The organism is Enterobacter cloacae complex sp. IR5402, from assembly GCF_049238125.1.
GTDB classification, from domain to species: Bacteria; Pseudomonadota; Gammaproteobacteria; order Enterobacterales; family Enterobacteriaceae; genus Enterobacter; species Enterobacter hormaechei_C.
This window is the reverse complement of sequence record NZ_JBMKHO010000006.1, coordinates 85,196-109,999: the sequence shown is the minus strand read 5'-3', so window position 1 is coordinate 109,999 and position 24,804 is coordinate 85,196. Positions and strand designations below refer to the sequence as shown.

At 53.9% G+C, this 24,804-nt stretch carries 27 protein-coding genes and 2 tRNA genes; 8 read left to right on the top strand and 21 right to left on the bottom strand.

All coding sequences use genetic code 11. From position 1 onward, the window contains the following. Positions 1-18: 18 nt before the first annotated feature. The 3 genes from nusA to ACOTXL_RS12450 all read right to left on the bottom strand — a co-directional run bounded on the left by nusA (position 19) and on the right by ACOTXL_RS12450 (position 2,286). Positions 19-1,521: a transcription termination factor NusA gene (gene nusA, locus ACOTXL_RS12460; protein WP_045626187.1), complete on the bottom strand. Its 1,503-nt coding sequence runs from the start codon at positions 1,519-1,521 to the stop codon at positions 19-21. 28 nt (positions 1,522-1,549) lie between these two features. Next, positions 1,550-2,002 carry a ribosome maturation factor RimP gene (gene rimP, locus ACOTXL_RS12455; protein ID WP_014833432.1) on the bottom strand — a complete coding sequence of 151 codons (453 nt, stop codon included), beginning with the start codon at positions 2,000-2,002 and terminating at the stop codon, positions 1,550-1,552. A gap of 207 nt (positions 2,003-2,209) precedes the next feature. Then, positions 2,210-2,286 (bottom strand) — tRNA-Met (locus ACOTXL_RS12450). A gap of 286 nt (positions 2,287-2,572) precedes the next feature. Here ACOTXL_RS12450 and argG point away from each other — a divergent pair. Next, complete coding sequence (argG, locus tag ACOTXL_RS12445) at positions 2,573-3,919, top strand: argininosuccinate synthase (protein ID WP_045350324.1); 1,347 nt, start codon at positions 2,573-2,575, stop codon at positions 3,917-3,919. Positions 3,920-4,107: 188 nt separating this feature from the next. On the opposite strand, the gene ACOTXL_RS12440 is transcribed toward argG, so the two are convergent. The 6 genes from ACOTXL_RS12440 to rlmE all read right to left on the bottom strand — a co-directional run bounded on the left by ACOTXL_RS12440 (position 4,108) and on the right by rlmE (position 9,699). Continuing rightward, positions 4,108-4,194, bottom strand: a tRNA-Leu gene (locus tag ACOTXL_RS12440). A 9-nt stretch (positions 4,195-4,203) separates the two neighbouring features. Beyond that, positions 4,204-4,536, bottom strand: coding sequence for a preprotein translocase subunit SecG (gene secG, locus ACOTXL_RS12435; RefSeq protein WP_003861803.1), 333 nt, complete (start codon positions 4,534-4,536; stop codon positions 4,204-4,206). 222 nt (positions 4,537-4,758) lie between these two features. Continuing rightward, on the bottom strand, positions 4,759-6,096 hold the full coding sequence (glmM, locus tag ACOTXL_RS12430) for a phosphoglucosamine mutase (protein ID WP_003861804.1): 1,338 nt from the start codon (positions 6,094-6,096) through the stop codon (positions 4,759-4,761). Next, on the bottom strand, positions 6,089-6,937 hold the full coding sequence (gene folP / locus ACOTXL_RS12425) for a dihydropteroate synthase (RefSeq protein ID WP_003861807.1): 849 nt from the start codon (positions 6,935-6,937) through the stop codon (positions 6,089-6,091). Before folP ends, glmM begins: the two co-directional genes overlap by 8 nt. A gap of 98 nt (positions 6,938-7,035) precedes the next feature. After that, on the bottom strand, positions 7,036-8,970 hold the full coding sequence (ftsH, locus tag ACOTXL_RS12420) for an ATP-dependent zinc metalloprotease FtsH (protein WP_003861810.1): 1,935 nt from the start codon (positions 8,968-8,970) through the stop codon (positions 7,036-7,038). Between the two features lie 102 nt (positions 8,971-9,072). After that, positions 9,073-9,699 (bottom strand): 23S rRNA (uridine(2552)-2'-O)-methyltransferase RlmE, encoded by a 627-nt coding sequence (gene rlmE / locus ACOTXL_RS12415; RefSeq protein WP_003861812.1) that lies wholly within the window; start codon positions 9,697-9,699, stop codon positions 9,073-9,075. Positions 9,700-9,826: 127 nt separating this feature from the next. Between rlmE and yhbY the strand changes: the two genes are divergently transcribed. Continuing rightward, positions 9,827-10,120 (top strand): ribosome assembly RNA-binding protein YhbY, encoded by a 294-nt coding sequence (gene yhbY / locus ACOTXL_RS12410; protein WP_003861814.1) that lies wholly within the window; start codon positions 9,827-9,829, stop codon positions 10,118-10,120. A gap of 151 nt (positions 10,121-10,271) precedes the next feature. On the opposite strand, the gene greA is transcribed toward yhbY, so the two are convergent. After that, on the bottom strand, positions 10,272-10,748 hold the full coding sequence (greA, locus tag ACOTXL_RS12405) for a transcription elongation factor GreA (protein ID WP_003861815.1): 477 nt from the start codon (positions 10,746-10,748) through the stop codon (positions 10,272-10,274). A gap of 228 nt (positions 10,749-10,976) precedes the next feature. Here greA and dacB point away from each other — a divergent pair, with 228 nt between their 5' ends. From dacB to pmrB, 3 genes are read left to right on the top strand one after another with little or no spacing between them, the layout of a single operon-like run. Further along, positions 10,977-12,410 carry a serine-type D-Ala-D-Ala carboxypeptidase gene (dacB, locus tag ACOTXL_RS12400; protein ID WP_003861817.1) on the top strand — a complete coding sequence of 478 codons (1,434 nt, stop codon included), beginning with the start codon at positions 10,977-10,979 and terminating at the stop codon, positions 12,408-12,410. 2 nt (positions 12,411-12,412) lie between these two features. Continuing rightward, positions 12,413-13,075 (top strand): two-component system response regulator PmrA, encoded by a 663-nt coding sequence (gene pmrA / locus ACOTXL_RS12395; RefSeq protein ID WP_003861819.1) that lies wholly within the window; start codon positions 12,413-12,415, stop codon positions 13,073-13,075. After that, entirely contained in the window at positions 13,072-14,115 is a 1,044-nt protein-coding gene (gene pmrB / locus ACOTXL_RS12390) for a two-component system sensor histidine kinase PmrB (protein WP_003861821.1), read from the top strand. The genes pmrA and pmrB overlap by 4 nt, the downstream gene beginning before the upstream one ends. A 33-nt stretch (positions 14,116-14,148) precedes the next feature. Here pmrB and cgtA read toward each other — a convergent pair whose 3' ends face one another. The 4 genes from cgtA to rplU form a co-directional block, all read right to left on the bottom strand. Then, positions 14,149-15,324, bottom strand: coding sequence for an Obg family GTPase CgtA (gene cgtA, locus ACOTXL_RS12385; RefSeq protein ID WP_003861823.1), 1,176 nt, complete (start codon positions 15,322-15,324; stop codon positions 14,149-14,151). 15 nt (positions 15,325-15,339) lie between these two features. Next, entirely contained in the window at positions 15,340-16,305 is a 966-nt protein-coding gene (locus ACOTXL_RS12380) for a DMT family transporter (protein ID WP_003861826.1), read from the bottom strand. Positions 16,306-16,400: 95 nt separating this feature from the next. Further along, on the bottom strand, positions 16,401-16,658 hold the full coding sequence (rpmA, locus tag ACOTXL_RS12375; protein ID WP_003861831.1) for a 50S ribosomal protein L27: 258 nt from the start codon (positions 16,656-16,658) through the stop codon (positions 16,401-16,403). Between the two features lie 19 nt (positions 16,659-16,677). Further along, positions 16,678-16,989 (bottom strand): 50S ribosomal protein L21, encoded by a 312-nt coding sequence (rplU, locus tag ACOTXL_RS12370; protein ID WP_003025032.1) that lies wholly within the window; start codon positions 16,987-16,989, stop codon positions 16,678-16,680. A gap of 257 nt (positions 16,990-17,246) precedes the next feature. On the opposite strand from rplU, the gene ispB reads away from it, so the two are divergent. Both ispB and sfsB read left to right on the top strand, forming a co-directional pair. Further along, positions 17,247-18,218 (top strand): octaprenyl diphosphate synthase, encoded by a 972-nt coding sequence (ispB, locus tag ACOTXL_RS12365; protein ID WP_045350323.1) that lies wholly within the window; start codon positions 17,247-17,249, stop codon positions 18,216-18,218. 228 nt (positions 18,219-18,446) lie between these two features. After that, a complete protein-coding gene (gene sfsB / locus ACOTXL_RS12360; RefSeq protein ID WP_017382732.1) occupies positions 18,447-18,734 on the top strand; it encodes a DNA-binding transcriptional regulator SfsB in 288 nt (95 codons plus the stop codon). Between the two features lie 63 nt (positions 18,735-18,797). On the opposite strand, the gene murA is transcribed toward sfsB, so the two are convergent. The 7 genes from murA to mlaF all read right to left on the bottom strand — a co-directional run bounded on the left by murA (position 18,798) and on the right by mlaF (position 23,591). After that, positions 18,798-20,057, bottom strand: a complete 1,260-nt coding sequence (gene murA, locus ACOTXL_RS12355; protein ID WP_006812128.1) for a UDP-N-acetylglucosamine 1-carboxyvinyltransferase — start codon at positions 20,055-20,057, stop codon at positions 18,798-18,800. Positions 20,058-20,107: 50 nt separating this feature from the next. Next, the gene (ibaG, locus tag ACOTXL_RS12350; protein ID WP_003861840.1) at positions 20,108-20,362 is read right to left on the bottom strand and encodes a BolA family iron metabolism protein IbaG; all 255 of its coding nucleotides are present in this window, start codon (positions 20,360-20,362) and stop codon (positions 20,108-20,110) included. 126 nt (positions 20,363-20,488) lie between these two features. Next, positions 20,489-20,782: a lipid asymmetry maintenance protein MlaB gene (gene mlaB / locus ACOTXL_RS12345; protein ID WP_003861843.1), complete on the bottom strand. Its 294-nt coding sequence runs from the start codon at positions 20,780-20,782 to the stop codon at positions 20,489-20,491. Continuing rightward, complete coding sequence (gene mlaC / locus ACOTXL_RS12340) at positions 20,782-21,417, bottom strand: phospholipid-binding protein MlaC (protein WP_003861845.1); 636 nt, start codon at positions 21,415-21,417, stop codon at positions 20,782-20,784. Before mlaC ends, mlaB begins: the two co-directional genes overlap by 1 nt. A gap of 18 nt (positions 21,418-21,435) precedes the next feature. Then, entirely contained in the window at positions 21,436-21,984 is a 549-nt protein-coding gene (gene mlaD / locus ACOTXL_RS12335; RefSeq protein ID WP_003861847.1) for an outer membrane lipid asymmetry maintenance protein MlaD, read from the bottom strand. A gap of 4 nt (positions 21,985-21,988) precedes the next feature. Next, positions 21,989-22,771, bottom strand: a complete 783-nt coding sequence (gene mlaE, locus ACOTXL_RS12330) for a lipid asymmetry maintenance ABC transporter permease subunit MlaE (protein WP_003861848.1) — start codon at positions 22,769-22,771, stop codon at positions 21,989-21,991. Positions 22,772-22,778: 7 nt separating this feature from the next. Further along, positions 22,779-23,591 (bottom strand): phospholipid ABC transporter ATP-binding protein MlaF, encoded by an 813-nt coding sequence (gene mlaF, locus ACOTXL_RS12325; RefSeq protein ID WP_003861850.1) that lies wholly within the window; start codon positions 23,589-23,591, stop codon positions 22,779-22,781. Between the two features lie 227 nt (positions 23,592-23,818). On the opposite strand from mlaF, the gene ACOTXL_RS12320 reads away from it, so the two are divergent. Further along, positions 23,819-24,796 carry a calcium/sodium antiporter gene (locus tag ACOTXL_RS12320; protein ID WP_003861852.1) on the top strand — a complete coding sequence of 326 codons (978 nt, stop codon included), beginning with the start codon at positions 23,819-23,821 and terminating at the stop codon, positions 24,794-24,796. The last annotated feature ends 8 nt before the right edge of the window (positions 24,797-24,804 follow it).

The window sequence follows — 24,804 nt, the reverse complement described above, 5'->3', positions numbered from 1 at the left end:
CCTTCCTGCTACAGTTTATTACGCTTCGTCGCCGAACCAGCAAATATTACGTGCGGCCATGATGAGTTCGCCGGCTTTCTCGTCGGTTAAACCTTCGATATCGGCCAGGTCATCAACGCCTTGCTCAGCGAGATCTTCCAGCGTACAAACACCACGGGCAGCCAGCTTGAACGCAATCGCACGATCAAGACCTTCCAGATTCAGCAGGTCATCAGCCGGCTTCTTATCGCCAAGGCTTTCTTCCTGAGCCAGCGCCAGGGTGGTCAGTGCGTTTTTAGCGCGTTCACGCAGGGCTTCAACGGTTGGTTCATCCAGACCGTCAATTTCCAGCAGCTCTTTCATTGGCACGTAGGCCAGTTCTTCCAGCGTAGAGAAACCTTCTTCAACCAGCACAGTGGCGAAGTCTTCGTCAATGTCCAGGTATTTGGTGAAGGTATCGATCGCCGCGTGGGCTTCAGCCTGATGCTTGGCCTGAAGGTCATCAACGGTCATCACGTTGAGTTCCCAGCCGCTCAGCTGTGACGCCAGACGTACGTTCTGACCGTTACGGCCAATCGCCTGCGCCAGATTGCCCGCTTCTACAGCGATATCCATGGTGTGTTTGTCTTCGTCAACAACGATAGACGCCACATCAGCCGGTGCCATTGCGTTGATCACGAACTGCGCCGGGTTGTCGTCCCACAGAACGATATCAATGCGCTCGCCGCCCAGTTCGGTAGAAACCGCCTGAACACGTGCGCCACGCATACCGACGCAAGCACCGACCGGGTCGATACGCTTGTCGTTGGTTTTCACCGCAATTTTCGCACGGGAACCCGGATCGCGGGCCACCGCTTTGATTTCGATAACTTCTTCGCCGATTTCCGGCACTTCGATACGGAACAGTTCAACCAGCATTTCTGGTTTAGAACGCGTCACGAACAGCTGTGCACCACGCGCTTCAGGACGTACGGCATACAGCACACCACGAATACGGTCGCCTGGGCGGAAGTTTTCACGCGGCAGCATGTCTTCGCGCAGGATGACGGCTTCAGCGTTACCCGGCAGTCCTTCGGATTTGATCTCCAGAGAGATGTTGTCGCGGTTCACTTTCTTCACCACGCCAGTGATGATTTCGCCTTCCTGATCGCGGAACTGATCGACAACCAGCGCGCGCTCGGCTTCGCGAACTTTCTGCACGATAACCTGCTTCGCGGTCTGGGTGGTGATACGGTCGAAGGTAACAGATTCAATCTGATCTTCAACGTAGTCACCCACGTTCAGACTTTCGTCTTCAAAACGTGCCGCTTCCAGGGTGATCTCTTTGGTCGGTTGGGTCACTTCTTCAACAATTACCCAACGACGGAATGTATCGAAGTCACCGCTTTTACGATCGATTTCTACGCGAACATCGATCTCTTGTTCGTATTTTTTCTTGGTTGCTGTAGCCAGTGCACTTTCCAGCGCTTCGAAAATCTTCTCACGCGGCAGTGATTTCTCGTTGGAGACGGCTTCAACAACAGCCAAAATTTCTTTGTTCATCGCGGGCTTTTCACCTCAATCCAGACTGTTAAAAGTGGGGAACCAGGTTCGCCTTCTGGATATTACTCAGCGCGAACACTTCATCTTTGCCTTCGACTGTCACCGTGATCATTTCACCATCAACGGCTTTGATAATTCCCTGCCATTTACGGCGGTTCTGTACGGCCATACGCAGAACGAGAGCCACTTCTTCACCGGTAAAGCGCACGTAGTGCTCGGCCGTGAACATCGGACGATCGAGGCCAGGTGAGGAAACTTCCAGGTTGTACGCAACGGTAATCGGATCTTCAACATCAAGAACCGCACTCACCTGGTGGCTGACATCAGCACAATCATCAACATTGATGCCATCTTCACTATCAATATAGATGCGCAGTGTGGATGTACGGCCGCGAACGAATTCGATGCCGACCAGTTCGTAGCCCAGTGCTTCGACCGGCGCAGTAATCATCTCTGTTAATTTTTGCTCTAATGTGGACAAGCCCACCCCCAAGACATAAAAAAAGGGCGTAAAGCCCAGTTATTCTGTAGTCAGATAACAAAAAACCCCGATAAATCGGGGCTTTAGATAACTGAACCCTATAGCCACAACTGTGGCCTGGAGCACTCTCCGAAAGCATTTTTTCAAATCCAGCTACGAAGGCTCTAAGTCTTCACAGTATATTTGAAAAAGAACTTTATGGGAAAGTGGTTGCGGGGGCCGGATTTGAACCGACGACCTTCGGGTTATGAGCCCGACGAGCTACCAGGCTGCTCCACCCCGCGCCTGAAACGTGGCAAATTCTACGCGTTTTGGACAGAATTTGCAAATAATGCTGGGATTTGGTACCGAAGACGGGACATAAAATCGGCATTCAGTATATTGATAGTTGACCCCACCTGTCAACCCAACTTCGGCCAGGGCAATAAAAGGGAAATTTTTACAAAAAACGCACACGTCTCTTTCGGTCGTCGATAAAAGATGATTAAATGAATACTCACTTATTTTGCATAAACATGCATCGAGAGCGAAAGCGGTCTCTAATCAGTCAATCAAGCAGGGTTTTATTATATGACGACGATTCTCAAGCATCTCCCGATAGGACAACGTATTGGCATCGCTTTTTCTGGCGGCCTGGATACCAGCGCTGCACTGCTGTGGATGCGCCAGAAGGGAGCGGTTCCTTATGCATATACTGCGAACCTGGGTCAGCCGGACGAGGAAGATTATGACGCGATCCCTCGTCGTGCCATGGAATATGGCGCAGAGAACGCACGTCTGATCGACTGCCGTAAGCAGCTGGTCGCCGAAGGGATTGCCGCGATCCAGTGCGGTGCTTTCCATAACACTACCGGCGGCCTGACCTATTTCAATACCACCCCGCTGGGTCGTGCCGTCACCGGCACTATGCTGGTCGCCGCCATGAAAGAAGATGGCGTGAACATCTGGGGGGACGGTAGCACCTATAAAGGCAACGATATTGAACGTTTCTATCGTTATGGCCTGCTGACCAACGCCGAGTTGCAGATCTACAAACCGTGGCTGGATACCGACTTCATCGACGAGCTGGGTGGCCGTCATGAAATGTCTGAGTTTATGATTGCCTGCGGCTTTGACTACAAGATGTCGGTTGAGAAAGCCTACTCAACCGACTCCAACATGCTGGGTGCGACGCATGAAGCGAAAGACCTGGAATTCCTGAATTCCAGCGTAAAAATTGTTAACCCGATCATGGGCGTGAAGTTCTGGGATGAGAACGTTAAGATCCCGGCGGAAGAAGTGGCCGTGCGTTTCGAACGTGGTCATCCGGTTGCCCTGAACGGTAAAACGTTCTCCGACGATGTTGAACTGATGCTGGAAGCAAACCGCATCGGCGGTCGTCACGGGCTGGGTATGAGCGATCAGATCGAAAACCGTATCATCGAAGCAAAAAGCCGCGGCATTTACGAAGCTCCAGGGATGGCGCTGCTGCACATCGCTTATGAGCGTCTGCTGACCGGTATTCACAACGAAGACACCATTGAGCAGTATCACGCTCATGGCCGTCAGCTGGGCAAACTGCTGTATCAGGGTCGCTGGTTTGATCCACAGGCGCTGATGCTGCGTGACGCCCTGCAACGTTGGGTGGCAAGCGCCATCACCGGCGAAGTGACCCTGGAACTGCGTCGCGGTAACGACTACTCCATCCTGAACACCGTGTCTGACAACCTGACCTATAAAGCAGAGCGTCTGACCATGGAGAAAGGTGAGTCAGTATTCTCTCCGGACGATCGTATTGGCCAGCTGACCATGCGTAACCTGGACATCACCGATACCCGTGAGAAGCTGTTCAACTATGTTGAGAATGGCCTGCTCTCCGCGAATTCCGGTAATGGTCTGCCGCAGGTTGAGAACCTGGAACACAGCGATAAGAAGTAATCGACAGCAAGACATGCAAAAGGCGCCCAATGGGCGCCTTTTTTGTGGTCTTCGTAGGCCCGGTAAGCGCAGCGCCACCGGGCAAAACGGCGGGTGGCGCTGCGCTTACCCGCCCTACAATAGATCGGAAACACAGAATATAGAGACGAAAAAAAAAGACGTCTTGCGACGTCTTTCTTCTGGAATATTGGTACCGAGGATGGGACTCGAACCCACAAGCCCGTTAGGGCACTACCACCTCAAGGTAGCGTGTCTACCAATTCCACCACCTCGGTACGGAATACTTACTGCGGGATATCGCTGGTTGGCTTAGCCGGTGCAGCTGGCTGAGTTTGCTCAGTTTTTGCTGGCGCGCTCAGATTTTCCCACTCGCTTCCTTTACTGGTCTTGTTGCTGTTGATATTGCCCAGCACCAGACTGATAATGAAGAACAGCGTAGCCAGAATCGCCGTCGTGCGGGTCATGAAGTTCGCAGAACCACTTGAACCGAACAGCGTACCAGAAGCGCCTGCTCCGAAGGAGGCTCCCATATCAGCGCCTTTACCTTGCTGTAGCATAATCAGCGCTACGAGAGCGATGGCTACAATAAGGAAAATAACTAAAAGAGCTTCGTACATAATCAACCTGTTCCTTGCGGATTTGCCGCATACCAATGCTTCGACCAATTAGCAGGATTTTGTTTCCCACTGAAGCGGGTGTGAATACTAACCAAAGCGAATCACCTTCGCAAGGGCATTTTCGAGGCATTGTATCAACTGCGGAAAAAAACAGCAAAAAGCCATTAATTGTTTAAAACAAAGGCGGCAAACGCCGCCTTTTTAAACACTTATTCTGAAAGATTATGCAGCTTTGACTGCATCCGCAATGCGGTGCGCAAATTCAGTCACCTGCGCTTCGTCTTCGCCTTCCACCATCACACGGATCAGCGGCTCGGTACCCGACTTACGCAGCAGGACGCGCCCACGGCTACCAAGCGTCGCTTCCACCTCTGCCATCACCGCTTTCACGTTATCATTTTCCAGCGGGTCACCTTTACCCGCGGTGAAACGCACGTTGACCAGGATCTGCGGGAACATTTTCATGCCGCTGCACAGATCGTGCAGGCTCATATGGTTACGCGCCATCGCGGCAACAACCTGAAGCGCCGCCACAATGCCGTCACCGGTGGTGGTTTTATCGAGCAGGATCACATGGCCGGAGTTTTCCGCGCCAATACGCCAGCCTTTCTCCTGGAGTTTTTCCAGCACGTAGCGGTCACCCACTTTCGCACGAACAAACGGGATGCCCAGCTGTTTCAGCGCCAGCTCCAGACCCATATTGCTCATCAAAGTGCCCACCGCGCCACCGCGCAGTTGCCCCTGACGCAGGCCTTCACGCGCAATGATGTAGAGGATCTGATCGCCATCGACCTTGTTACCTTCGTGATCAACCATGATCACACGGTCACCATCGCCATCCAGGGCAATACCCAGATCGGCCTTTTCAGCCAGGACACGCGCTTGCAAGGCACGCACGTCTGTCGCGCCAACTTCTTCGTTGATGTTCAGACCGTCCGGCTCGCAGCCGATAGTGATCACTTTCGCACCCAGCTCGCGGAACACATTCGGCGCAATGTGGTAAGTCGCACCGTTTGCACAGTCCACCACAATTTTGAGGTGTGCCAGGCTCAGTTCATTCGGGAAAGTGCCTTTGCAGAATTCAATGTAGCGGCCTGCGGCATCGACAATACGGTTGGCTTTACCCAGCTCAGCGGAGTCAACACAGGTGATCTCTTTTTCCATTTCCGCTTCAATCGCCTCTTCCACGTCATCCGGCAGTTTAGTGCCGTCGATGGAGAAGAATTTGATACCGTTGTCATAGAACGGGTTATGGGAAGCGGAAATGACGATGCCCGCTTCCGCACGGAAGGTGCGGGTCAGATAGGCAACAGCAGGAGTCGGCATTGGCCCCGTAAAGGAAGCTGAAAGCCCCGCCGCCGCCAGCCCGGCTTCCAGCGCGGATTCCAGCATATAACCCGAAATACGGGTATCTTTACCAATAATGATCTTACGGGAGCCATGACGCGCCAGCACTTTCCCCGCTGCCCAGCCCAGCTTCAGGACAAAGTCAGGGGTAATTGGCGCATCGCCTACGCGCCCACGGATGCCATCGGTACCAAAATATTTACGATTACTCATAGCGTTTGTTTTCCTTCGCTGCCAGTGTGGCTTCCACCACACGCATGGCTTCTACTGTTTCTTTTACGTCATGGACGCGAATGATGTGTGCACCTTGCATCGCGGCAATCACCGCGCAGGCCAGACTGCCGCTCAGACGTTCGCTCGGCCCGACATTCAACAACTGACCAATCATCGATTTTCTCGACATTCCCACCAGCAGTGGCAGGCCGAACTGATGAAACTCTGATAAGCGCGCAAGCAACGCGTAATTGTGTGAGAGATTTTTACCGAAACCGAAGCCCGGGTCGAGCAGCAATTTCTCTTTTGCGATACCCGCACGTTCACAGCGTTCGATATGCTCAATAAAGAAGCGGGTGACGTCGGCAAACACGTCTTCATATTTTGGCGCCTCCTGCATTGTCTTAGGCTGGCCCTGCATATGCATCAGACACACCGGTAGCCCGGTTTCTGCGGCGGCTTCAATCGCGCCCGGCTCGGTCAGCGAGCGGATATCATTGATAATGTGAGCGCCCACTCTCGCCACTTCACGGATCACTTCGGGTTTGGAGGTATCAACAGAGATCCACACTTCAAAGCGCCGGGCGATAGCCTCCACCACCGGCACCACGCGCGCCAGCTCTTCTTCCACCGAAACCTCCGCCGCGCCAGGCCGCGTTGACTCCCCTCCAACGTCAATGATGGTGGCACCTGCGTTAATCATTAAATTCGCGTGTTTAACCGCGTCGATAAGCGAATTATGCGTGCCGCCGTCAGAGAAGGAATCAGGCGTGACATTCAGGATCCCCATCACATGGGGATGTGAAAGGTCGAGATGCGAGTCCTGGGCGAATAGTTTCATGGTGAAGTCCCTGGGATTAATGTGGTTAAACAGATAAGAAAAACCCCGGAGCAAGCTCCAGGGTTTGAGATACAGACAAACGCTTCAACAGCAGTGACTTACTTGTCGCCTAACTGCTCTGACATGGTGTTGCCCGGGTTTGGCGTACGCGGTTCATCGACCGGACGCGGCGCACGCGGGGTGCCATTGTTGTCAGAATTGTTAGACGCGCCTGGGTCTTCCCAGCCTGCCGGCGGACGCACTTCGCGGCGCGCCATCAGGTCGTCAATCTGCGGTGCATCGATGGTCTCATATTTCATGAGCGCATCTTTCATCGAATGCAGGATGTCCATATTGTCGTTCAGGATCTGACGGGCGCGAGCGTAGTTACGTTCAATCAGCGCTTTCACTTCCTGATCGATGATACGTGCCGTTTCATCGGACATATGTTTCGCTTTTGCCACGGAGCGGCCCAGGAACACCTCGCCCTCTTCCTCTGCATACAGCAGCGGACCGAGTTTGTCGGAGAAGCCCCACTGGGTCACCATGTTACGCGCCAGGTTTGTCGCCACTTTAATATCGTTCGACGCACCGGTGGAAACATGTTCCGCACCGTAGATGATCTCTTCTGCCAGACGACCGCCGTACAGGGTTGAGATCTGACTTTCCAGCTTCTGACGGCTGGCGCTGATCGCGTCGCCTTCAGGCAGGAAGAAGGTCACACCCAGAGCACGACCGCGTGGAATGATCGTCACCTTGTGTACCGGATCGTGTTCCGGCACCAGACGACCGATAATCGCGTGGCCCGCTTCGTGATATGCCGTGGACTCTTTCTGCGCTTCCGTCATCACCATGGAGCGACGTTCCGCACCCATCATGATTTTGTCTTTCGCTTTCTCGAACTCCACCATGGACACCACGCGCTTGTTACCGCGAGCGGCAAACAGGGCTGCCTCGTTGACCAGGTTAGCCAGATCCGCACCGGAGAAGCCTGGAGTACCACGCGCGATGATTGCCGCGTCGATATCTGGCGCCAGCGGTACGCGACGCATATGCACTTTCAGAATCTGTTCACGACCGCGAACATCCGGCAGACCGACCACAACCTGGCGGTCGAAACGGCCTGGACGCAGCAGCGCAGGGTCAAGTACGTCCGGACGGTTAGTTGCCGCGATAACGATGATACCTTCGTTACCTTCGAAGCCGTCCATCTCAACCAGCATCTGGTTCAGCGTCTGCTCACGTTCATCGTGACCACCACCCAGGCCTGCGCCACGCTGGCGGCCTACGGCATCGATTTCATCGATGAAGATGATGCACGGTGCTGCCTTCTTAGCCTGCTCGAACATGTCACGCACACGAGATGCACCGACACCCACGAACATTTCAACGAAGTCAGAACCTGAAATAGTAAAGAACGGCACCTTCGCTTCACCCGCGATGGCTTTTGCCAGCAGGGTTTTACCCGTACCCGGAGGGCCGACCATCAGGACGCCTTTCGGGATCTTACCGCCCAGTTTCTGGAAACGGCTCGGCTCGCGTAGGTATTCAACCAGTTCACCCACCTCTTCTTTTGCTTCGTCACAACCTGCTACGTCAGCAAACGTGGTCTTGATCTGGTCTTCCGTCAGCATACGCGCCTTGCTCTTACCGAACGACATGGCACCTTTGCCACCACCGCCCTGCATCTGGCGCATAAAGAAGATCCAGACGCCGATAAGAAGCAGCATCGGGAACCAGGAAATGAAGATAGAAGCCAGCAGGCTTGGTTCTTCCGGCGGCTCGCCTACCACTTTGACGTTTTTGGTCAGAAGGTTATCAAGCAGCTTAGGATCGTTCACCGGGATGTAAGTCGTGTAACGGTTACTATCTTTCTTGGTAACGTTGATCTCACGTCCGTTGATACGCGCTTCGCGAACCTGGTCCTGATTGACCTCTTGCAGGAAGGTAGAATAATCCACCTTGCGGCCATTCGACTCGCTGGGCCCAAAGCTCTGGAATACTGACATCAGCACAACGGCAATGACCAGCCAGAGTATTAGGTTTTTCGCCATGTCACTCAAGGGATTAACCTCATATTACAACTGTGTTAAAAACAGCGTCAGGATACTCTATATCCAGTTTCATTCAAACTTTCGTCTGAAATCTCCCGGTTATCATTTTCGCCCGGTCGCTACAATATACACTTCACGGGAACGGGCCCGGGAAGAGTCCGGCTTACGAACTTTGACCTTCGCAAACAGGGAGCGAATTTCCTTAAGATACTCCTCGAAACCTTCGCCCTGAAACACCTTCACAACAAAACTACCACCAGGCGCTAGTACATCACGACACATTTCTAACGCTAGTTCCACCAGATACATGGCGCGGGGGATATCCACCGCCGGTGTTCCACACATATTTGGCGCCATATCCGACATGACAACCTGGACCTTACTGTCACCTACACGATCAAGTAATGCTTTCAGCACTAATTCATCACGAAAGTCGCCCTGAAGGAAGTCGACACCGACGATGGGATCCATTGGTAAAAGATCGCATGCGATGATTCGGCCCGTTCCGCCGATCTGCGTAACCGCATACTGGGACCATCCGCCAGGTGCCGCACCGAGGTCGACCACCGTCATTCCCGGTTTAAAAAGTTTGTCACTTTGCTGTATTTCATCAAGTTTAAACCAGGCGCGGGAACGCAACCCCTTTTTCTGCGCCTGTTGAACATATTTATCGCTAAAGTGTTCCTGAAGCCAGCGGCTGGAGCTGGCAGAACGCTTTTTACCTGTCATTTAACATTTCCGTCCTGGTTCATCGTTGCTTGCCTGTGACGTAAATTTCTACGCAGCTATTTGGCGATATTAGGGAGATGGCGGTAGAATGAACCGTTTTCAATCCCAACGTAAGCAAAAATATACGATGAATCTGAGTACTAAACAAAAACAGCACCTTAAAGGTCTGGCACATCCGCTCAAGCCTGTAGTGATGCTTGGCAACAATGGTTTGACCGAAGGGGTGCTTGCCGAGATTGAACAAGCGCTGGAACACCACGAGCTGATCAAGGTGAAAATCGCCTCTGAAGACAGAGACACAAAAAACCTGATCGTGGAAGCCATCGTGCGCGAAACCGGCGCCTGTAATGTACAGGTCATCGGTAAAACGCTGGTGCTCTATCGCCCATCTAAAGAGCGCAAAATCTCGCTGCCACGTTAAGGATATCCTGAATCGAACACATTTTCTGTGTGAAACGAGGGATTTCTTTCAGCAGGCGAGCAAAATGCCATGCTCCTTGAGTTGATAAAAGGCCGCTAAGCGGCCTTTTTCTTTTCTTTACAATGTATCAACATCTTAGTAGAGAAGCGAATTACAGATATTCAACCTTAATAATTTCGTATTCCACTTCACCACCAGGGGTGCGGATGGTGACCACATCGTCCTGCTCTTTGCCAATCAGGCCACGAGCAATTGGCGAGTTCACCGAAATCAGGTTCTGTTTGAAGTCCGCTTCATCATCACCCACGATGCGATAGGTCTGCTCTTCGTCGTTGTCCAGGTTCAGCACGGTAACGGTTGAACCAAAAATCACACGGCCATTATTCGGCATTTTGGTGATATCGATAACCTGTGCATTGGACAATTTTGCTTCGATATCTTTAATACGCCCTTCACAGAAACCCTGCTGCTCACGCGCCGCGTGGTATTCAGCATTCTCTTTCAGGTCGCCATGCTCACGCGCTTCCGCGATAGCGGCGATGATTTCAGGGCGACGCACGGATTTCAGAAAATCCAGCTCTTCGCGCAGTTTTTCGGCACCACGTAAGGTCATCGGAATAGCTTGCATTTGTTATACCTCTTAAACATTCCTGTTGGGAGCAGTGTTCCCTGCTCCAGCCCACCTGAACAGGCCAGAAGCAAAAAGAAAACCAACCCGGGAGCAACGCCCCAGGTCAGCAGCAATTTTTCAATTTGATACGCATTTTACCGCGAAGTTCACTATGGGTCATCGTTTACTTTACAGTGCCATGCACCGTAGTATGACGGTTTGTTTTCGGGTTGTTAGCGCGAGATTATGCGATTTTCCAGTTTTATCATCGGATTGACTACCAGTATAACGTTCACCGTTCAGGCCGCGAATGTTGATGAGTACATTAATCAACTGCCCGCCGGCGCGAACCTTGCCCTGATGGTGCAGAAGGTTGGCGCGCAGGCTCCCGAGATTGACTATCACAGTCAACAGATGGCGCTGCCTGCCAGTACCCAGAAAGTGATCACCGCCCTCGCCGCCCTGCTCCAGCTCGGGCCTGACTTCCGTTTTACTACCACCCTTGAAACCAGAGGTAACGTTGAGGGTGGCGAACTGAAAGGCGATCTTATCGCCCGTTTTGGTGGCGATCCCACCTTTAAGCGCCAGGATGTCCGCAACATGGTGGCGGTACTGAAAAAATCCGGCGTAACAAAAATTGATGGCAACGTGCTGATCGACACCTCCATTTTCGCCAGCCACGATAAAGCGCCTGGCTGGCCATGGAACGACATGACGCAGTGTTTTAGCGCCCCGCCAGCCGCCGCCATCGTTGACCGTAACTGCTTCTCCGTATCGCTTTACAGCGCGCCAAAACCAAATGACTTAGCGTTTATCCGCGTGGCGTCTTACTACCCGGTCACGATGTTCAGCCAGGTGCGGACGCTGGCGAAAGGCTCCCCGGAGGCACAGTATTGCGAGCTGGACGTGGTACCGGGCGATCTCAACCGCTATACGCTCACCGGCTGCCTGACCCAGCGGGCCGATCCACTCCCGCTGGCCTTTGCCATTCAGGATGGCGCAGGTTATGCCGGTGCCATTTTTAAAGATGAACTGAAGCAGGCGGGCATAACCTACACCGGAACGCTGCTGCGCCAGACGCAGGTGAATGAGCCAGGCACGGTGATTGCCAGCAAACAGTCCGCGCCACTGCATGATTTGCTTAAGATTATGCTGAAAAAGTCGGATAACATGATTGCCGACACGGTATTCCGCATGATCGGGCACGCGCGCTTTGGTGTGCCGGGCACCTGGCGGGCCGGTTCTGATGCCGTACGTCAGATCCTGCGCCAGCAGGCGGGTATCGATCTGGGCAATACGATCGCCGTTGATGGTTCCGGTTTATCGCGTCATAACCTGATCTCGCCGGCCACCATGATGCAGGTGTTGCAGTACATTGCTCAGCATGACGCTGAGCTAAACTTTATTACGATGCTGCCGCTTGCCGGACACGACGGTTCTCTTCAGTACCGCGCGGGCCTTCACGCTGCGGGCGTGGATGGCAAAGTTTCAGCCAAAACGGGTTCCCTGCAAGGCGTTTACAACCTTGCCGGTTTCATCACGACCGCCAGCGGACAACGCATGGCATTTGTGCAGTATCTTTCCGGCTATGCCGTCGAACCGGCTGACCAGCGCAATCGCCGTATTCCACTGGTACGTTTCGAAAGCAGGCTCTATAAGGACATCTACCAGAATAACTAGCGATGAAACTACTGATAGTTGAAGACGATCTGTTATTGCAGGAAGGGTTAGCGCTGGCGCTGGGCAATGAGGGCTACGCCCTGGATTGTGCCGCCACGGCCGCTGAAGCAGATGCCCTGATCCAGAGCGGTGAATACAGCCTGGTGATCCTGGATTTGGGACTGCCGGATAAAGACGGCGCGACGCTGCTCTGCCAGTGGCGTCGTCGCGGAGTGGAGAATCCCGTATTGATTCTCACCGCCCGCGATGCCATTGAAGACAGAATTAACGGGCTTGATTCTGGCGCTGACGATTATCTGGTAAAACCCTTCGCCCTTGCCGAGCTACAGGCTCGCGTACGGGCGTTGATCCGCCGCTATCAGGGCCACAGCGACAACCTACTGACGGACGGGGATATTACCCTCAATCTGCAAACTCAGCAGGTGCTGCGCCAGTCTCAGCCTGTGGAAGTGACCCCAAAAGAGTTCGCTCTGCTGACGCGCCTGATCATGCGCAGCGGGCAGACCGTGCACCGTGAAACGCTGCAACAGGACATCTACTCCTGGCAGGACGATCCAGGATCAAACACGCTTGAAGTTCATATTCATAATCTGCGCCGCAAGCTCGGTAAAGATCGCATCAAAACCGTACGCGGCGTGGGTTACCGTCTGGAGAGCCAGAAATGAACAGTATGCGCCGGCGATTAATGGTGTTGCTGGCGGTTATTCTGCTATTTTTTCAACTCATTAGCGTAGTCTGGCTGTGGCATGAGAGCCGCGAGCAGATCGGTTTTCTGGTGAACGAAACGTTGTCCGCTAAAGCACGCAACAACCATGTCGAAAAAGAGATCCGCGAAGCCATTGCCTCCCTGCTGGTCCCTTCACTGGTGATGGTCGGTTTTACCCTGCTCTTCTCATTCTGGGCAGTCACATGGATCACCCGACCACTCAACAAACTTCGCGCCAGCCTTGCGAACCGTTCGGCGGATAATCTGACTCCCCTGCCGATGTATTCTGATATGGAAGAGATAGGCGCAGTAACCACGTCCCTCAACCAACTCCTCGCCCGGCTGGACCACACTATTCAACAGGAACGCCTGTTTACCGCCGATGCGGCACACGAGTTACGTACGCCGCTGGCGGGGATTAGGCTCCATCTGGAACTGATGGCTCAGTCCGGTTCCCCGCAGGCCACGCCACTGATAAACCGGATCGATCAGCTGATGCACACGGTGGAACAGCTGCTGATGCTGGCGCGTGCCGGACAGGCGATGGCCAGCGGCCATTACGATACCGTGAACTGGACTGAGTCGATCATTGCTCCGCTTAGCCTGGAGCATGAAGCCAAAGAGCATACGGTATTATGGCCGGCCCACAGCACGCTGACGGTACAGGGGGACGCCGTCCTGTTACGTCTGATGCTAAGGAACCTTCTGGAGAATGCCGCCCGTTACAGCCCGGCAGGCACAACCATTGAAGTGGCATTAACAGCGACGGAGGGGGGTACCCGGGTGAGCGTTACCGATCAGGGGCCGGGTATTGATGAGGCGCACCGCCAGTCGATCACCGAACCTTTCCGACGTCTCGACCAGCGCTACGGCGGCAGCGGCCTTGGGCTGAGCATCGTACAGCGTATCGTACAGCTCCATCATGGTCATTTAACGCTGGAGAACGGCGCTGAGGGCGGCCTCATCGCCAGCTGTTGGTTACCGACGAAAATAGGATAAAAAAAAGCCCCGTTAAGGGGCTTTATACAGGGGTTAGTGCTTGTAGATGAACTCGACGCCTTCTTCGTCGTCTTCATCCCAGTCATCGTCCCAGTCTTCATCATCTTCTTCCGCTTCCAGCTCTTCGAGCTGCTGGCGGTGGTAGTCATCCCACATGAATTCGACTTTTTCAGGCTGTTTCGCCTCTTCTGCCTGAACAACCGGATTCTCGATGATAAAGGTCATCACATCCCAGCAGAGATCTTTCACGCCAACCTGGCTGGCGGCAGAGATCAGATAGTACTTATCTTCCCAACCCATCGCTTCGGCAATCGCTTTAGCTTTCGCTTCAGCTTCCGCTTTGTCCATCAGGTCGATCTTGTTGAATACCAGCCAGCGCGGTTTTTGCGCCAGTTTTTCACTGTATTTCTCCAGCTCGCCGATAATGATACGAGCGTTTTCAACCGGATCGGAACCATCGATTGGATCGATGTCGATGAGGTGCAACAGTACGCGGCAACGCTCAAGGTGCTTCAGGAAGCGAATACCCAGACCGGCGCCTTCTGCAGCCCCTTCAATCAGACCCGGGATGTCAGCGACCACGAAGCTCTTCTCGTTATCCATACGGACAACGCCCAGGCTCGGTACCAGCGTCGTAAACGGATAATCTGCCACTTTTGGTTTCGCCGCAGAGACCGCACGGATAAACGTCGATTTACCGGCGTTTGGCATGCCCAGCATCCCCACATCCGCCAGCAGCATCAGTTCCAGTTGCAGGTCGCGCTTATCACCCGGGGTACCCATGGTTTTCTGACGCGGGGTACGGTTAACGGAAGATTTGAAACGGCTGTTACCCAGACCGTGCCAGCCGCCTTTCGCCACCATCAGGCGCTGACCGTGTTTGGTCATATCACCCATGGTTTCGCCCGTACCCTGATCGATGACACGCGTACCCACCGGCACTTTGATCGTCACGTCTTTACCGCGTTTACCGGTACAGTCGCGGCTCTGGCCGTTCTGGCCACGCTCGGCGCGGAAAGATTTTTCGAAACGGTAGTCGATCAGCGTGTTGAGGTTTTCATCCGCCTCCAGCCACACGTCGCCACCGTCCCCACCGTCACCGCCGTCAGGACCGCCACGAGGAATATATTTTTCACGGCGGAAGCTTACACAACCGTTACCGCCATCACCTGCCACGACCAGGATCGTCGCTTCATCAACAAACTTCATTTTACTCTCCGTAACTCATTCGCCTGAGCGGGGGACTATTACAACCGCTTCATTTTTGCGCCAACGCCCCCAGAGACGATGACCAATGGCGGAATACATCGCGCCCGCAACCACGACAAACGCACCGAGATAACCCAACAGGTTGAGCATCGGCTTGACGAAGACATCGGGCCAGGCCATTGATAACAAATCTGAAAATAACAGCGTAAACAGCGGGGTAAGCGTGATTAAGGCGCTCACCTGTGCTGCCTGCCAGCGCGCCATGGCTTCAGCCAGCGCGCCATAACCGACCAGCGTATTCAGCCCACAAAAAATGAGGCACGCCAGTTGCCAGTCGCTGAGCTGGGTAATTACACCCGGCTTCGCTAAAGGCAATAATGCCAGTGTACACAAAGTGTACAGCAAAAAGAGGATCTGCTGTGAGGCAAGACGGCGCAATAACACCTTTTGCGCGACGCCATAACTCACCCAGACCGTTGCTGCGCCCACCCCAAAAATGACACCCCAGGTGTAATCCGTCAGGCGGGTAAAAATCTCAATCAGGCTGGTGTTAAAGAACATCACCAGCCCGCAAAGCAGCATACTTGCCCCGATGATCTGCGTGCCGCGCATCTTCTCCTTGAGGATGAATACGCTGGCGACCATCATGCCGACCGGTGAAAGCTGACCAATCACCTGCGACGCTGTAGGGCTAAGATATTGCAGGGAAGAGCTGAACAGAATGAAGTTACCGAACAGACCGCCCGTCGCGATAGCCAGTAACACCAGCCAACGCGGTTTTCGAAAGATGCGCAGCGGTGGCAGCTTACCTTTGACGGCCAGAATGGCGCCCAGGCCTATGCTTGCCATCAGGAAGCGATAAAACACCACCGTCGGTGGCTCCATGACTTCCAGTACCTGCTTCATTGCAATTGGCAGCGCACCCCAGCACATTGCGGTAGTGAGCGCCAAAAGAATACCAATGCCGGCCTGCTGCTTCATGCCCGTTTTCCCTACAGAAAATTTTCCGGGTTTCCAATGTAAAAAGCCCCGCAACACGTTGCGGGGCTTTAATCCGTTACCGGACCGAGAAAACCTTACTCAGCAACGATGCTGATGTATTTACGGTTGTTCGGGCCTTTAACTTCAAATTTCACTTTACCGTCTGCTTTAGCAAACAGAGTGTGGTCACGACCGCAACCTACGTTGGTACCCGCGTGGAACTTGGTGCCACGCTGACGAACGATGATGCTACCCGCCAGAACGGATTCGCCACCGAAACGCTTAACGCCCAGGCGTTTAGCTTCTGAATCGCGACCGTTACGTGTGGAGCCGCCAGCCTTTTTATGTGCCATTTAAATCTCTCCTCAGGTCTTAGGCGCTGATGCCAGTAATTTTCACATCAGTGAACCACTGACGGTGGCCCTGCTGCTTACGATAGTGTTTACGACGACGAAACTTAACGATTTTAACTTTCTCGCCACGACCGTGAGCAACAACTTCAGCTTTGATAACGCCGCCATCAACGAAAGGAACGCCGATTTTGACTTCTTCACCGTTTGCGATCATCAGAACTTCAGCGAACTCAACAGATTCGCCAGTTGCGATGTCCAGCTTTTCCAGGCGAACGGTCTGACCTTCGCTTACTCGGTGTTGTTTACCACCACTTTGGAAAACCGCGTACATATAAACTCCGCTTCCGCGCACATCCTCGTATGATTCAGAGTGCGCTATAAATATTCACAATAGGGCGCGAATATTACGCAAAACGCGAGCCTTTGACAAGTGCTACCATCAATACATGAAGAAAAAAAACACAACACGTACGGTAACGTTTATCTGAGCCGTTTTTTCAGTACAATCAGCAATACTATTTATAAACCGAAACCCTTTGTGTACCCATCTCGTGTGGGATAAACAGGATAAAAAGCCCGGCTTTTGCGATGAATTTAGAAAAAATCAATGAGTTAACCGCGCAAGATATGGCGGGTGTGAATGCAGCAATCCTGGAGCAACTCAACTCTGACGTTCAGCTGATCAATCAGTTGGGCTATTACATCGTCAGCGGCGGCGGTAAACGTATTCGTCCGATGATTGCCATTCTGGCCGCACGCGCGGTTGGCTATCAGGGAAATGCCCATGTCACGATCGCGGCGCTGATCGAATTTATCCACACCGCCACCCTTCTTCACGACGATGTTGTGGATGAATCAGACATGCGTCGTGGCAAAGCCACCGCCAACGCCGCGTTTGGTAATGCGGCAAGCGTTCTGGTAGGCGATTTTATCTATACCCGAGCCTTCCAGATGATGACAAGCCTTGGCTCGCTGAAGGTGCTGGAAGTGATGTCAGAAGCCGTGAACGTTATCGCTGAAGGTGAAGTCCTACAGCTGATGAACGTCAACGACCCGGACATCACCGAAGAAAACTATATGCGGGTGATTTACAGCAAGACCGCACGTCTGTTCGAAGCCGCCGCGCAGTGCTCTGGCATTCTGGCTGGCTGTAGCGAAGCGGAGGAAAAAGGCCTTCAGGACTATGGCCGTTACCTCGGCACCGCGTTCCAGTTGATTGATGATTTGCTGGACTACAGCGCGGATGGCGAAACGCTCGGTAAAAACGTCGGCGATGACCTGAACGAAGGCAAGCCAACGCTGCCGCTGCTCCACGCGATGCGCAATGGTACACCAGAGCAGGCGAAAATGATCCGGGAGGCTATCGAGCAGGGAAATGGACGCCATCTTCTGGAACCGGTACTGGAAACAATGGCAATCTGCGGCTCCCTGGAATGGACGCGTCAGCGCGCTGAAGAAGAAGCGGACAAAGCCATCGCCGCTATTCAGGTCATTCCCGACAGCCTATGGCGTGATGCGCTAATCGGCCTCGCGCACATCGCCGTCCAGCGCGACCGTTAATCCCTCATCATCTCCCTGCCCCTACGCAGGGAGACTCCAGTACGCTCCAGTAAATTACATTTACGCGTAAGCCCATCGGGTTACAGGCCGTATGTATAAAGCCGTGCCTTATTCTGAATATTGCTTCTCGTAACATGAACTTTTTAGAACAGATGTTCGAAGTGAGTATAGTAATGCTGTCTTTTCACACGAAACGACGTGGACGATAACGAACACAAGGACAGCATTATGGATACAAAATTCATCGACTGGCATTCTGCTGACATTATTGCGGCACTGCGTAAAAAAGGAACTTCGCTGGCTGCCGAATCACGTCGTCATGGGCTGAGCTCGTCGACGCTGGCAAACGCCCTGACCCGCCCATGGCCGAAGGGGGAACTGATTATCGCGACGGCGCTGGATACGCATCCGTGGGTGATATGGCCGTCACGCTACCACGATCCCATCACCCATGAATTTATCGACAGAACGCGCATGATGCGCCAGAGCAAAACGAAGAAAGCGCATCAGGACTGATGCACCAGAATTGACAAGAACAGCAATCCCCCGGCCTGTTCTGGCAGGGGGGTGCCGGAATGATTACTCGCCCTTCACACGCTCGATATTTGCACCCAGCGCGCGCAGTTTATCCTCAATACGCTCGTAACCACGATCGATGTGGTAGATACGATCGACAACGGTAGTCCCTTCCGCAATACAACCTGCCAGTACGAGGCTCGCAGATGCGCGCAGATCGGTCGCCATCACCTGCGCACCGGACAGTTTTTCAACGCCGTGGCAAATTACCGTGTTGCTTTCAATCTCAGCATGCGCACCCATACGGATCAGTTCCGGTACGTGCATGAAACGGTTTTCGAAGATGGTTTCCGTGATGAAGCCCGTGCCTTCGGCCACCAGGTTCAACAGCGTGAACTGTGCCTGCATATCCGTCGGGAATGCCGGATGTGGCGCAGTACGCACGTTAACGGCTTTAGGACGCTGCCCGTGCATATCCAGGCTGATCCAGTCTTCACCGATTTCAATGTCCGCACCCGCATCGCGCAGCTTCGCCAGCACCGCATCCAGGGTATCCGGCTGGGCGTTACGGCAGACAATCTTACCGCCAGAAATGGCCGCGGCCACCAGGAAAGTGCCGGTTTCGATACGGTCTGGCAGTACGCGATACACACCGCCACCCAGACGTTCAACGCCTTCGATGGTGATACGGTCTGTGCCCTGCCCGCTGATCTTCGCTCCCAGCGCGACCAGGAAGTTTGCAGTATCCACAATCTCCGGTTCACGCGCGGCGTTTTCGATGATCGTGGTCCCTTCTGCCAGCGTAGCAGCCGACATGATGGTGACCGTTGCGCCCACGCTCACTTTGTCCATGACAATGTGCGCGCCTTTCAGACGACCATTGACGGATGCTTTAACGTAACCCTCTTCCAGCTTGATCTCCGCGCCGAGTTTTTCCAGGCCGAAGATATGCAGGTCAACGGGACGCGCGCCGATAGCGCATCCGCCCGGCAGTGAAACCTGTCCCTGACCGAAACGCGCAACCAGCGGGCCAAGCGCCCAGATGGACGCACGCATGGTTTTCACCAGCTCATACGGCGCTGAGAAGTTGTTCACGTTGCTGGCATCGATCCAGACGGAACCGTTACGCTCCACTTTGGTGCCCAACTGGCCGAGCAACTTCATGGTCGTGTCGATATCTTTCAGCTTCGGTACGTTCTGGATCTCTACCGGCTCTTCTGCGAGCAGCGCAGCGAAAAGAATGGGCAGCGCGGCGTTTTTAGCGCCAGAAATTGTGACTTCGCCCTGGAGACGCGTGGGTCCCTGTACACGAAATTTATCCATCGTTTGCTCTCTTATAAATTCAACCGTGCTGCGGGCGTTTCGCCCTCAGCTCAAAAACCGTTTAGTTTGCGATCGCGTGCCCACTCCTGTGGGGTGAACGCTTTAATCGACAGGGCGTGGATGCGGTTATCCGCAATGTATTCCATCAGCGGCGCGTACACAGCCTGCTGTTTCTTCACGCGACTCATTCCGTCGAACATCTCACCCACAGCAATAACCTGGAAGTGACTGCCATCGCCAGAGACGTGGGCTTCCTGAAGGGAGAGTGCATTCATCAGCACAGTCTGGATTTCATTATTTTCCATGGGGTCTACATCATCTGATAGTGAAAACAAGCTCAACATCTTAGAGCAAAGTGGCGCGGTCTTAAACAAGCAAAAAGCCCCGACGCGTAAACTGTCGGGGCTTTCAGAAGTAACGTACTGAAAAAATTAGCGAGGTAATACGTCTTCGGGCAAATTGTAAAGCTGTGCAAGGGTAATCACGTTATCGCTTACCCCCGTCAGGGTGACGCTACTCCCCTGCTTTTTGCCCGTGGCCACCAGGTGCGCCAGCAGGGCGATACCGGCGGTATCTACCCGCGTGACGCCATGGAGATCAATCAGCGTCACGCCCTGCATCGCGTTATGGCGAGCGTCCCACAGCGGGTTAAGCAGATCCTGATCCAGCTCTCCCGTCAGCGTCAACGTCTCGCCGTCACGCGCCCAGCTAAGCTGCTGTGACATTACTTCTTCTCGTCCAGGGTAATTTTCTGACGAGAGATGGACTGAAGCTGAGCCGTCAGGCCATCAATGCCTTTAGTGCGCAGCAGATCGCTCCACTCGTTCTGTTTAGTGGTGATCATGCTGACGCCTTCAGCGATCATGTCGTACGCCTGCCAGTTTCCGGTCTGACTGTTTTTACGCCACTGGAAGTCCAGACGAACCGGTGGACGACCGTTTGGATCGATAATCGTCACGCGAATAGGAATGATAGTGGCATCGCCCAGCGGTTGTTCAGGGGCAATCTGATAGGTCTGCCCGTGATACATCGCCAGCGCCTGGCCGTAAGCCTGTTTCAGGTATTCACGGAACGCCGCAAAGTAAGCCTCGCGCTGCGCCGGGGTCGCGTCTTTGTAGTAACGGCCCAGCACCAGTGCGCCCGCGTACTTGATCTGCACATACGGCAGCAGCTCCTGATCCACCACATCACGCAGATAATCAGGGTTAGAACGGATTTTTGGCTGTTCGTTTTTAAGACGGTCGAAGGTTTTCTTCGCGGCCTCATTCATCAGTTTGTACGGGTTACTCTGATCCGCAGCGTGCGCCGCGGTAAGAGGGGCAATGACCAGCATGGCAACCATTAACAGTCGTTTAAACATGAATAACTTCTCCTGAAATTAATTCGTCGCGCCTGGCGTCGGTTCGACGTTGGTGTGGTCTTCACTCTGCGCAGGGGCATCGTCAGACTTTTTATCATCCCCTTTACTGTTGTAAAGGAACTGACCAATCATATCTTCCAGCACCATCGCTGACTTGGTATCCTGGATTACGCTACCGTCTTTAAGGATAGTCGTTCCCAGCTCAGGATCTTCAAAACCAACGTTAAGGGCCAGATATTGCTCCCCCAGCAGGCCAGAGGTGCGGATAGAAAGCGAGCTGGTGTCCGGAATGTGGTTATAGCGCTCTTCGATATCCATCGCGACGCGCGGCAGATAGGTTTTCTCATCAAGCGTAATGTCGGCGACACGTCCGATAACGACGCCACCAATACGCACCGGTGAGCGCGCTTTCAGGCCGCCGATGTTATCGAAAGTCGCGTAGATACGGTACGTCGGCTCGGCGCGAACAGAGGTGATGTCCGCCGCTCGCAGGCAGATGAACAGCGCGGCCAGCAGCGCCAGAAGCAGAAACACGCCAACCCAAATTTCATTTTTTCTCGTTTGCATGAACTCAATTCCCAAACATCAGTGCGGTGAGCACAAAATCCAGACCTAAAACGGCCAGCGACGAATGTACGACAGTACGCGTCGTTGCACGGCTAATGCCCGCCGACGTCGGAATGGCATCGTAACCATTAAACAACGCAATCCAGGTAACCGTCACAGCGAAAACCACGCTCTTGATCAGACAGTTCACCAGATCCATCCGCAGATCGATGGCGTCCTGCATGGCAGACCAGAAGAATCCGGCATCAATGCCTTTCCAGTTAACGCCAACCAGCGCGCCTCCCCAGATACCTACCGCCACAAAGAGGATAGTCAGTAACGGCAAGGAGATAACCCCGGCCCAGAAGCGCGGCGAGATCACCCGGCGCAGCGGATCGACTGCCATCATCTCCATACTGGAGAGCTGCTCGGTGGCGCGCATCAGGCCAATTTCCGCCGTCAACGCTGACCCGGCACGCCCGGCGAACAGCAGCGCGGCAACCACCGGCCCGAGTTCACGCAGCAGCGAGAGCGCCACCAGCATGCCAAGGCTGGTTTCCGCGCTGTAGGTTGTCAGTACCAGATACCCCTGCAACCCCAGCACCATGCCAATAAACAGACCCGACACGATGATGATAAGCATCGACAGCACGCCGACGTTATAGAGCTGCCGCACCAGTAACGGCGCATGCTTGCGGAACTCCGGTTTGCCGACCAGCGCGTTGAACAACATTAATCCGGCACGCCCGAACGTACTGATGGTTTTTAGGCCACGGTGTCCAAGACCCGCCAACGCATTTAACAGCATGAGTGGCTTAACTCCCTATTCCCAGTAAATCGTCATGATAGTCGCCCGCCGGATAGCGGAAAGGCACCGGCCCATCTGCGATACCGTCCAGGAACTGCCGCACGCGCGGATCGCCATTCTCCTGCAACGCCTGCGCGCTGCCGTGGGCGACGATCTTTTTGTCAGCCACAATATAGGCGTAATCAGCGATACTCAGCACTTCCGGCACGTCGTGGGAAACCACCACGCAGGTGACGCCAAGGGCGCTGTTCAGCTCCGAAATTAACTTCACCAGCACGCCCATGGTGATGGGGTCCTGCCCGACGAACGGTTCATCGAACATGATTAAATCGGGTTCCAGGGCAATAGCACGCGCCAGCGCGGCGCGGCGCGCCATCCCACCCGAGAGTTCGGACGGCATGAGTTTCGCAGCCCCCCGCAGCCCCACGGCTTCAAGCTTCATCATCACCGTGCTGTGCAACAGCGCAGGAGGAAGATGGGTGTGCTCACGCAGCGGATAGGCCACGTTGTCAAAAACGTTCATATCGGTGAACAGCGCACCCGACTGAAAGAGCATGCTCATCCGTTTGCGAACCGTGTAGAGGCGCGAGCGAGACATCGCCGGGACGTTTTCGCCGTCGAAGAGAATTTCGCCGCTGTCAGGGGGGATTTGCCCGCCGATAAGACGCAGCAACGTGGTTTTACCGATCCCTGACGGCCCCATGATGGCGGTGATTTTACCGCGCGGCACGGTCAGCGAAATATCATCAAATATTAACCGGTTGCCGCGAGAAAAACTGACGCCCCGGACATCGACTATATTCGCCATCGTTTGGCTCATTTATGGTTCCTTACTTACCTTGCTTCACGGCTGGCATGAAGCGTAAATCAGCCCTAAACCCCGCATTTTTACAGAATATTCACTATTGGGGTTAGCGAAAGCTGGCATTTGTTTTACTTTTCCGGCGCATAAAGTCAAAATTAGGAATTCGTCACGTCTCAGACTTCATCTGGCGCTAAAATTCGTGCGCAGTGGACCAGCGAGTATACCTGAAGAAAGGACTTTTGATGCTTTTAGCAACAGCACTGTTAATAATTGGTTTACTGTTGGTGGTCTACAGTGCTGACCGTTTGGTCTTTGCCGCATCCATTCTCTGTCGACTCATTGGCATGCCGCCCATCATTATCGGCATGACGGTGGTCAGTGTAGGCACATCGCTTCCTGAAATCATCGTTTCTGTTTCAGCCTCGTTGCATGGCCAGGTTGACCTCGCTATCGGCACCGCGATTGGCTCTAACATCGTCAATATCTTGCTGATTTTAGGCTTAGCCGCATTACTGCATCCATTTCGCGTACATTCCGATGTTTTGCGTCGTGAATTGCCGCTAATGTTAGTCGTCAGTCTGCTGGCGGGCTATGTGCTTTATGACGGGGTGCTGAGCGTCGGTGACGGTATATTCCTGCTCGCCCTGGCCGTGATCTGGTTGCTTTACAGCGTGAAGATCGCACGTCTGGCGGAAAAACAGGGTAACGATAGCCTCACGCGTGAGCACCTCGCCGAGCTGCCCCGGGAAGGGACCTTACCCGTCGCCCTGCTGTGGCTGGGCGTCGCGCTGATTATCATGCCAATGGCCACGCGGATGGTGGTCGATAACGCGACGGTGCTGGCGAACGCGTTTGCGATGAGCGAACTGACAATCGGTCTGACGGTCATCGCTATCGGCACCAGCCTGCCAGAGCTGGCTACCGCCATCGCCGGGGCGCGTAAAGGGGAAGATGATATCGCCATCGGCAATATCATTGGCTCGAATATTTTCAATATCGCGATCGTGACGGGGCTGCCGGCATTAATCTCACCGGGGCCGTTTAACCCTATGGTCTTCACGCGCGATTACGGTGTAATGCTGCTGGTCAGCGTAATTTTCGCCCTGCTCTGCTGGCGGCGAAAAGAGCAGATCGGCAAAGGCGCAGGCGCGCTGCTGACGGGTGGATTTATCGTATGGCTGGCGATGCTGTACTGGCTTTCGCCACTTCTCTCTGGGTAAACGGAAAC

Coding starts and splice junctions, on each gene's coding strand:
- nusA (WP_045626187.1), bottom strand. CDS start 1,521: ATGAACAAAGAAATTTTGGCTGTTGTTGAAGCCGTCTCCAACGAGAAA.
- argG (WP_045350324.1), top strand. CDS start 2,573: ATGACGACGATTCTCAAGCATCTCCCGATAGGACAACGTATTGGCATC.
- secG (WP_003861803.1), bottom strand. CDS start 4,536: ATGTACGAAGCTCTTTTAGTTATTTTCCTTATTGTAGCCATCGCTCTC.
- glmM (WP_003861804.1), bottom strand. CDS start 6,096: ATGAGTAATCGTAAATATTTTGGTACCGATGGCATCCGTGGGCGCGTA.
- folP (WP_003861807.1), bottom strand. CDS start 6,937: ATGAAACTATTCGCCCAGGACTCGCATCTCGACCTTTCACATCCCCAT.
- ftsH (WP_003861810.1), bottom strand. CDS start 8,970: ATGGCGAAAAACCTAATACTCTGGCTGGTCATTGCCGTTGTGCTGATG.
- rlmE (WP_003861812.1), bottom strand. CDS start 9,699: ATGACAGGTAAAAAGCGTTCTGCCAGCTCCAGCCGCTGGCTTCAGGAA.
- yhbY (WP_003861814.1), top strand. CDS start 9,827: ATGAATCTGAGTACTAAACAAAAACAGCACCTTAAAGGTCTGGCACAT.
- greA (WP_003861815.1), bottom strand. CDS start 10,748: ATGCAAGCTATTCCGATGACCTTACGTGGTGCCGAAAAACTGCGCGAA.
- dacB (WP_003861817.1), top strand. CDS start 10,977: ATGCGATTTTCCAGTTTTATCATCGGATTGACTACCAGTATAACGTTC.
- pmrA (WP_003861819.1), top strand. CDS start 12,413: ATGAAACTACTGATAGTTGAAGACGATCTGTTATTGCAGGAAGGGTTA.
- pmrB (WP_003861821.1), top strand. CDS start 13,072: ATGAACAGTATGCGCCGGCGATTAATGGTGTTGCTGGCGGTTATTCTG.
- cgtA (WP_003861823.1), bottom strand. CDS start 15,324: ATGAAGTTTGTTGATGAAGCGACGATCCTGGTCGTGGCAGGTGATGGC.
- ACOTXL_RS12380 (WP_003861826.1), bottom strand. CDS start 16,305: ATGAAGCAGCAGGCCGGCATTGGTATTCTTTTGGCGCTCACTACCGCA.
- rpmA (WP_003861831.1), bottom strand. CDS start 16,658: ATGGCACATAAAAAGGCTGGCGGCTCCACACGTAACGGTCGCGATTCA.
- rplU (WP_003025032.1), bottom strand. CDS start 16,989: ATGTACGCGGTTTTCCAAAGTGGTGGTAAACAACACCGAGTAAGCGAA.
- ispB (WP_045350323.1), top strand. CDS start 17,247: ATGAATTTAGAAAAAATCAATGAGTTAACCGCGCAAGATATGGCGGGT.
- sfsB (WP_017382732.1), top strand. CDS start 18,447: ATGGATACAAAATTCATCGACTGGCATTCTGCTGACATTATTGCGGCA.
- murA (WP_006812128.1), bottom strand. CDS start 20,057: ATGGATAAATTTCGTGTACAGGGACCCACGCGTCTCCAGGGCGAAGTC.
- ibaG (WP_003861840.1), bottom strand. CDS start 20,362: ATGGAAAATAATGAAATCCAGACTGTGCTGATGAATGCACTCTCCCTT.
- mlaB (WP_003861843.1), bottom strand. CDS start 20,782: ATGTCACAGCAGCTTAGCTGGGCGCGTGACGGCGAGACGTTGACGCTG.
- mlaC (WP_003861845.1), bottom strand. CDS start 21,417: ATGTTTAAACGACTGTTAATGGTTGCCATGCTGGTCATTGCCCCTCTT.
- mlaD (WP_003861847.1), bottom strand. CDS start 21,984: ATGCAAACGAGAAAAAATGAAATTTGGGTTGGCGTGTTTCTGCTTCTG.
- mlaE (WP_003861848.1), bottom strand. CDS start 22,771: ATGCTGTTAAATGCGTTGGCGGGTCTTGGACACCGTGGCCTAAAAACC.
- mlaF (WP_003861850.1), bottom strand. CDS start 23,591: ATGAGCCAAACGATGGCGAATATAGTCGATGTCCGGGGCGTCAGTTTT.
- ACOTXL_RS12320 (WP_003861852.1), top strand. CDS start 23,819: ATGCTTTTAGCAACAGCACTGTTAATAATTGGTTTACTGTTGGTGGTC.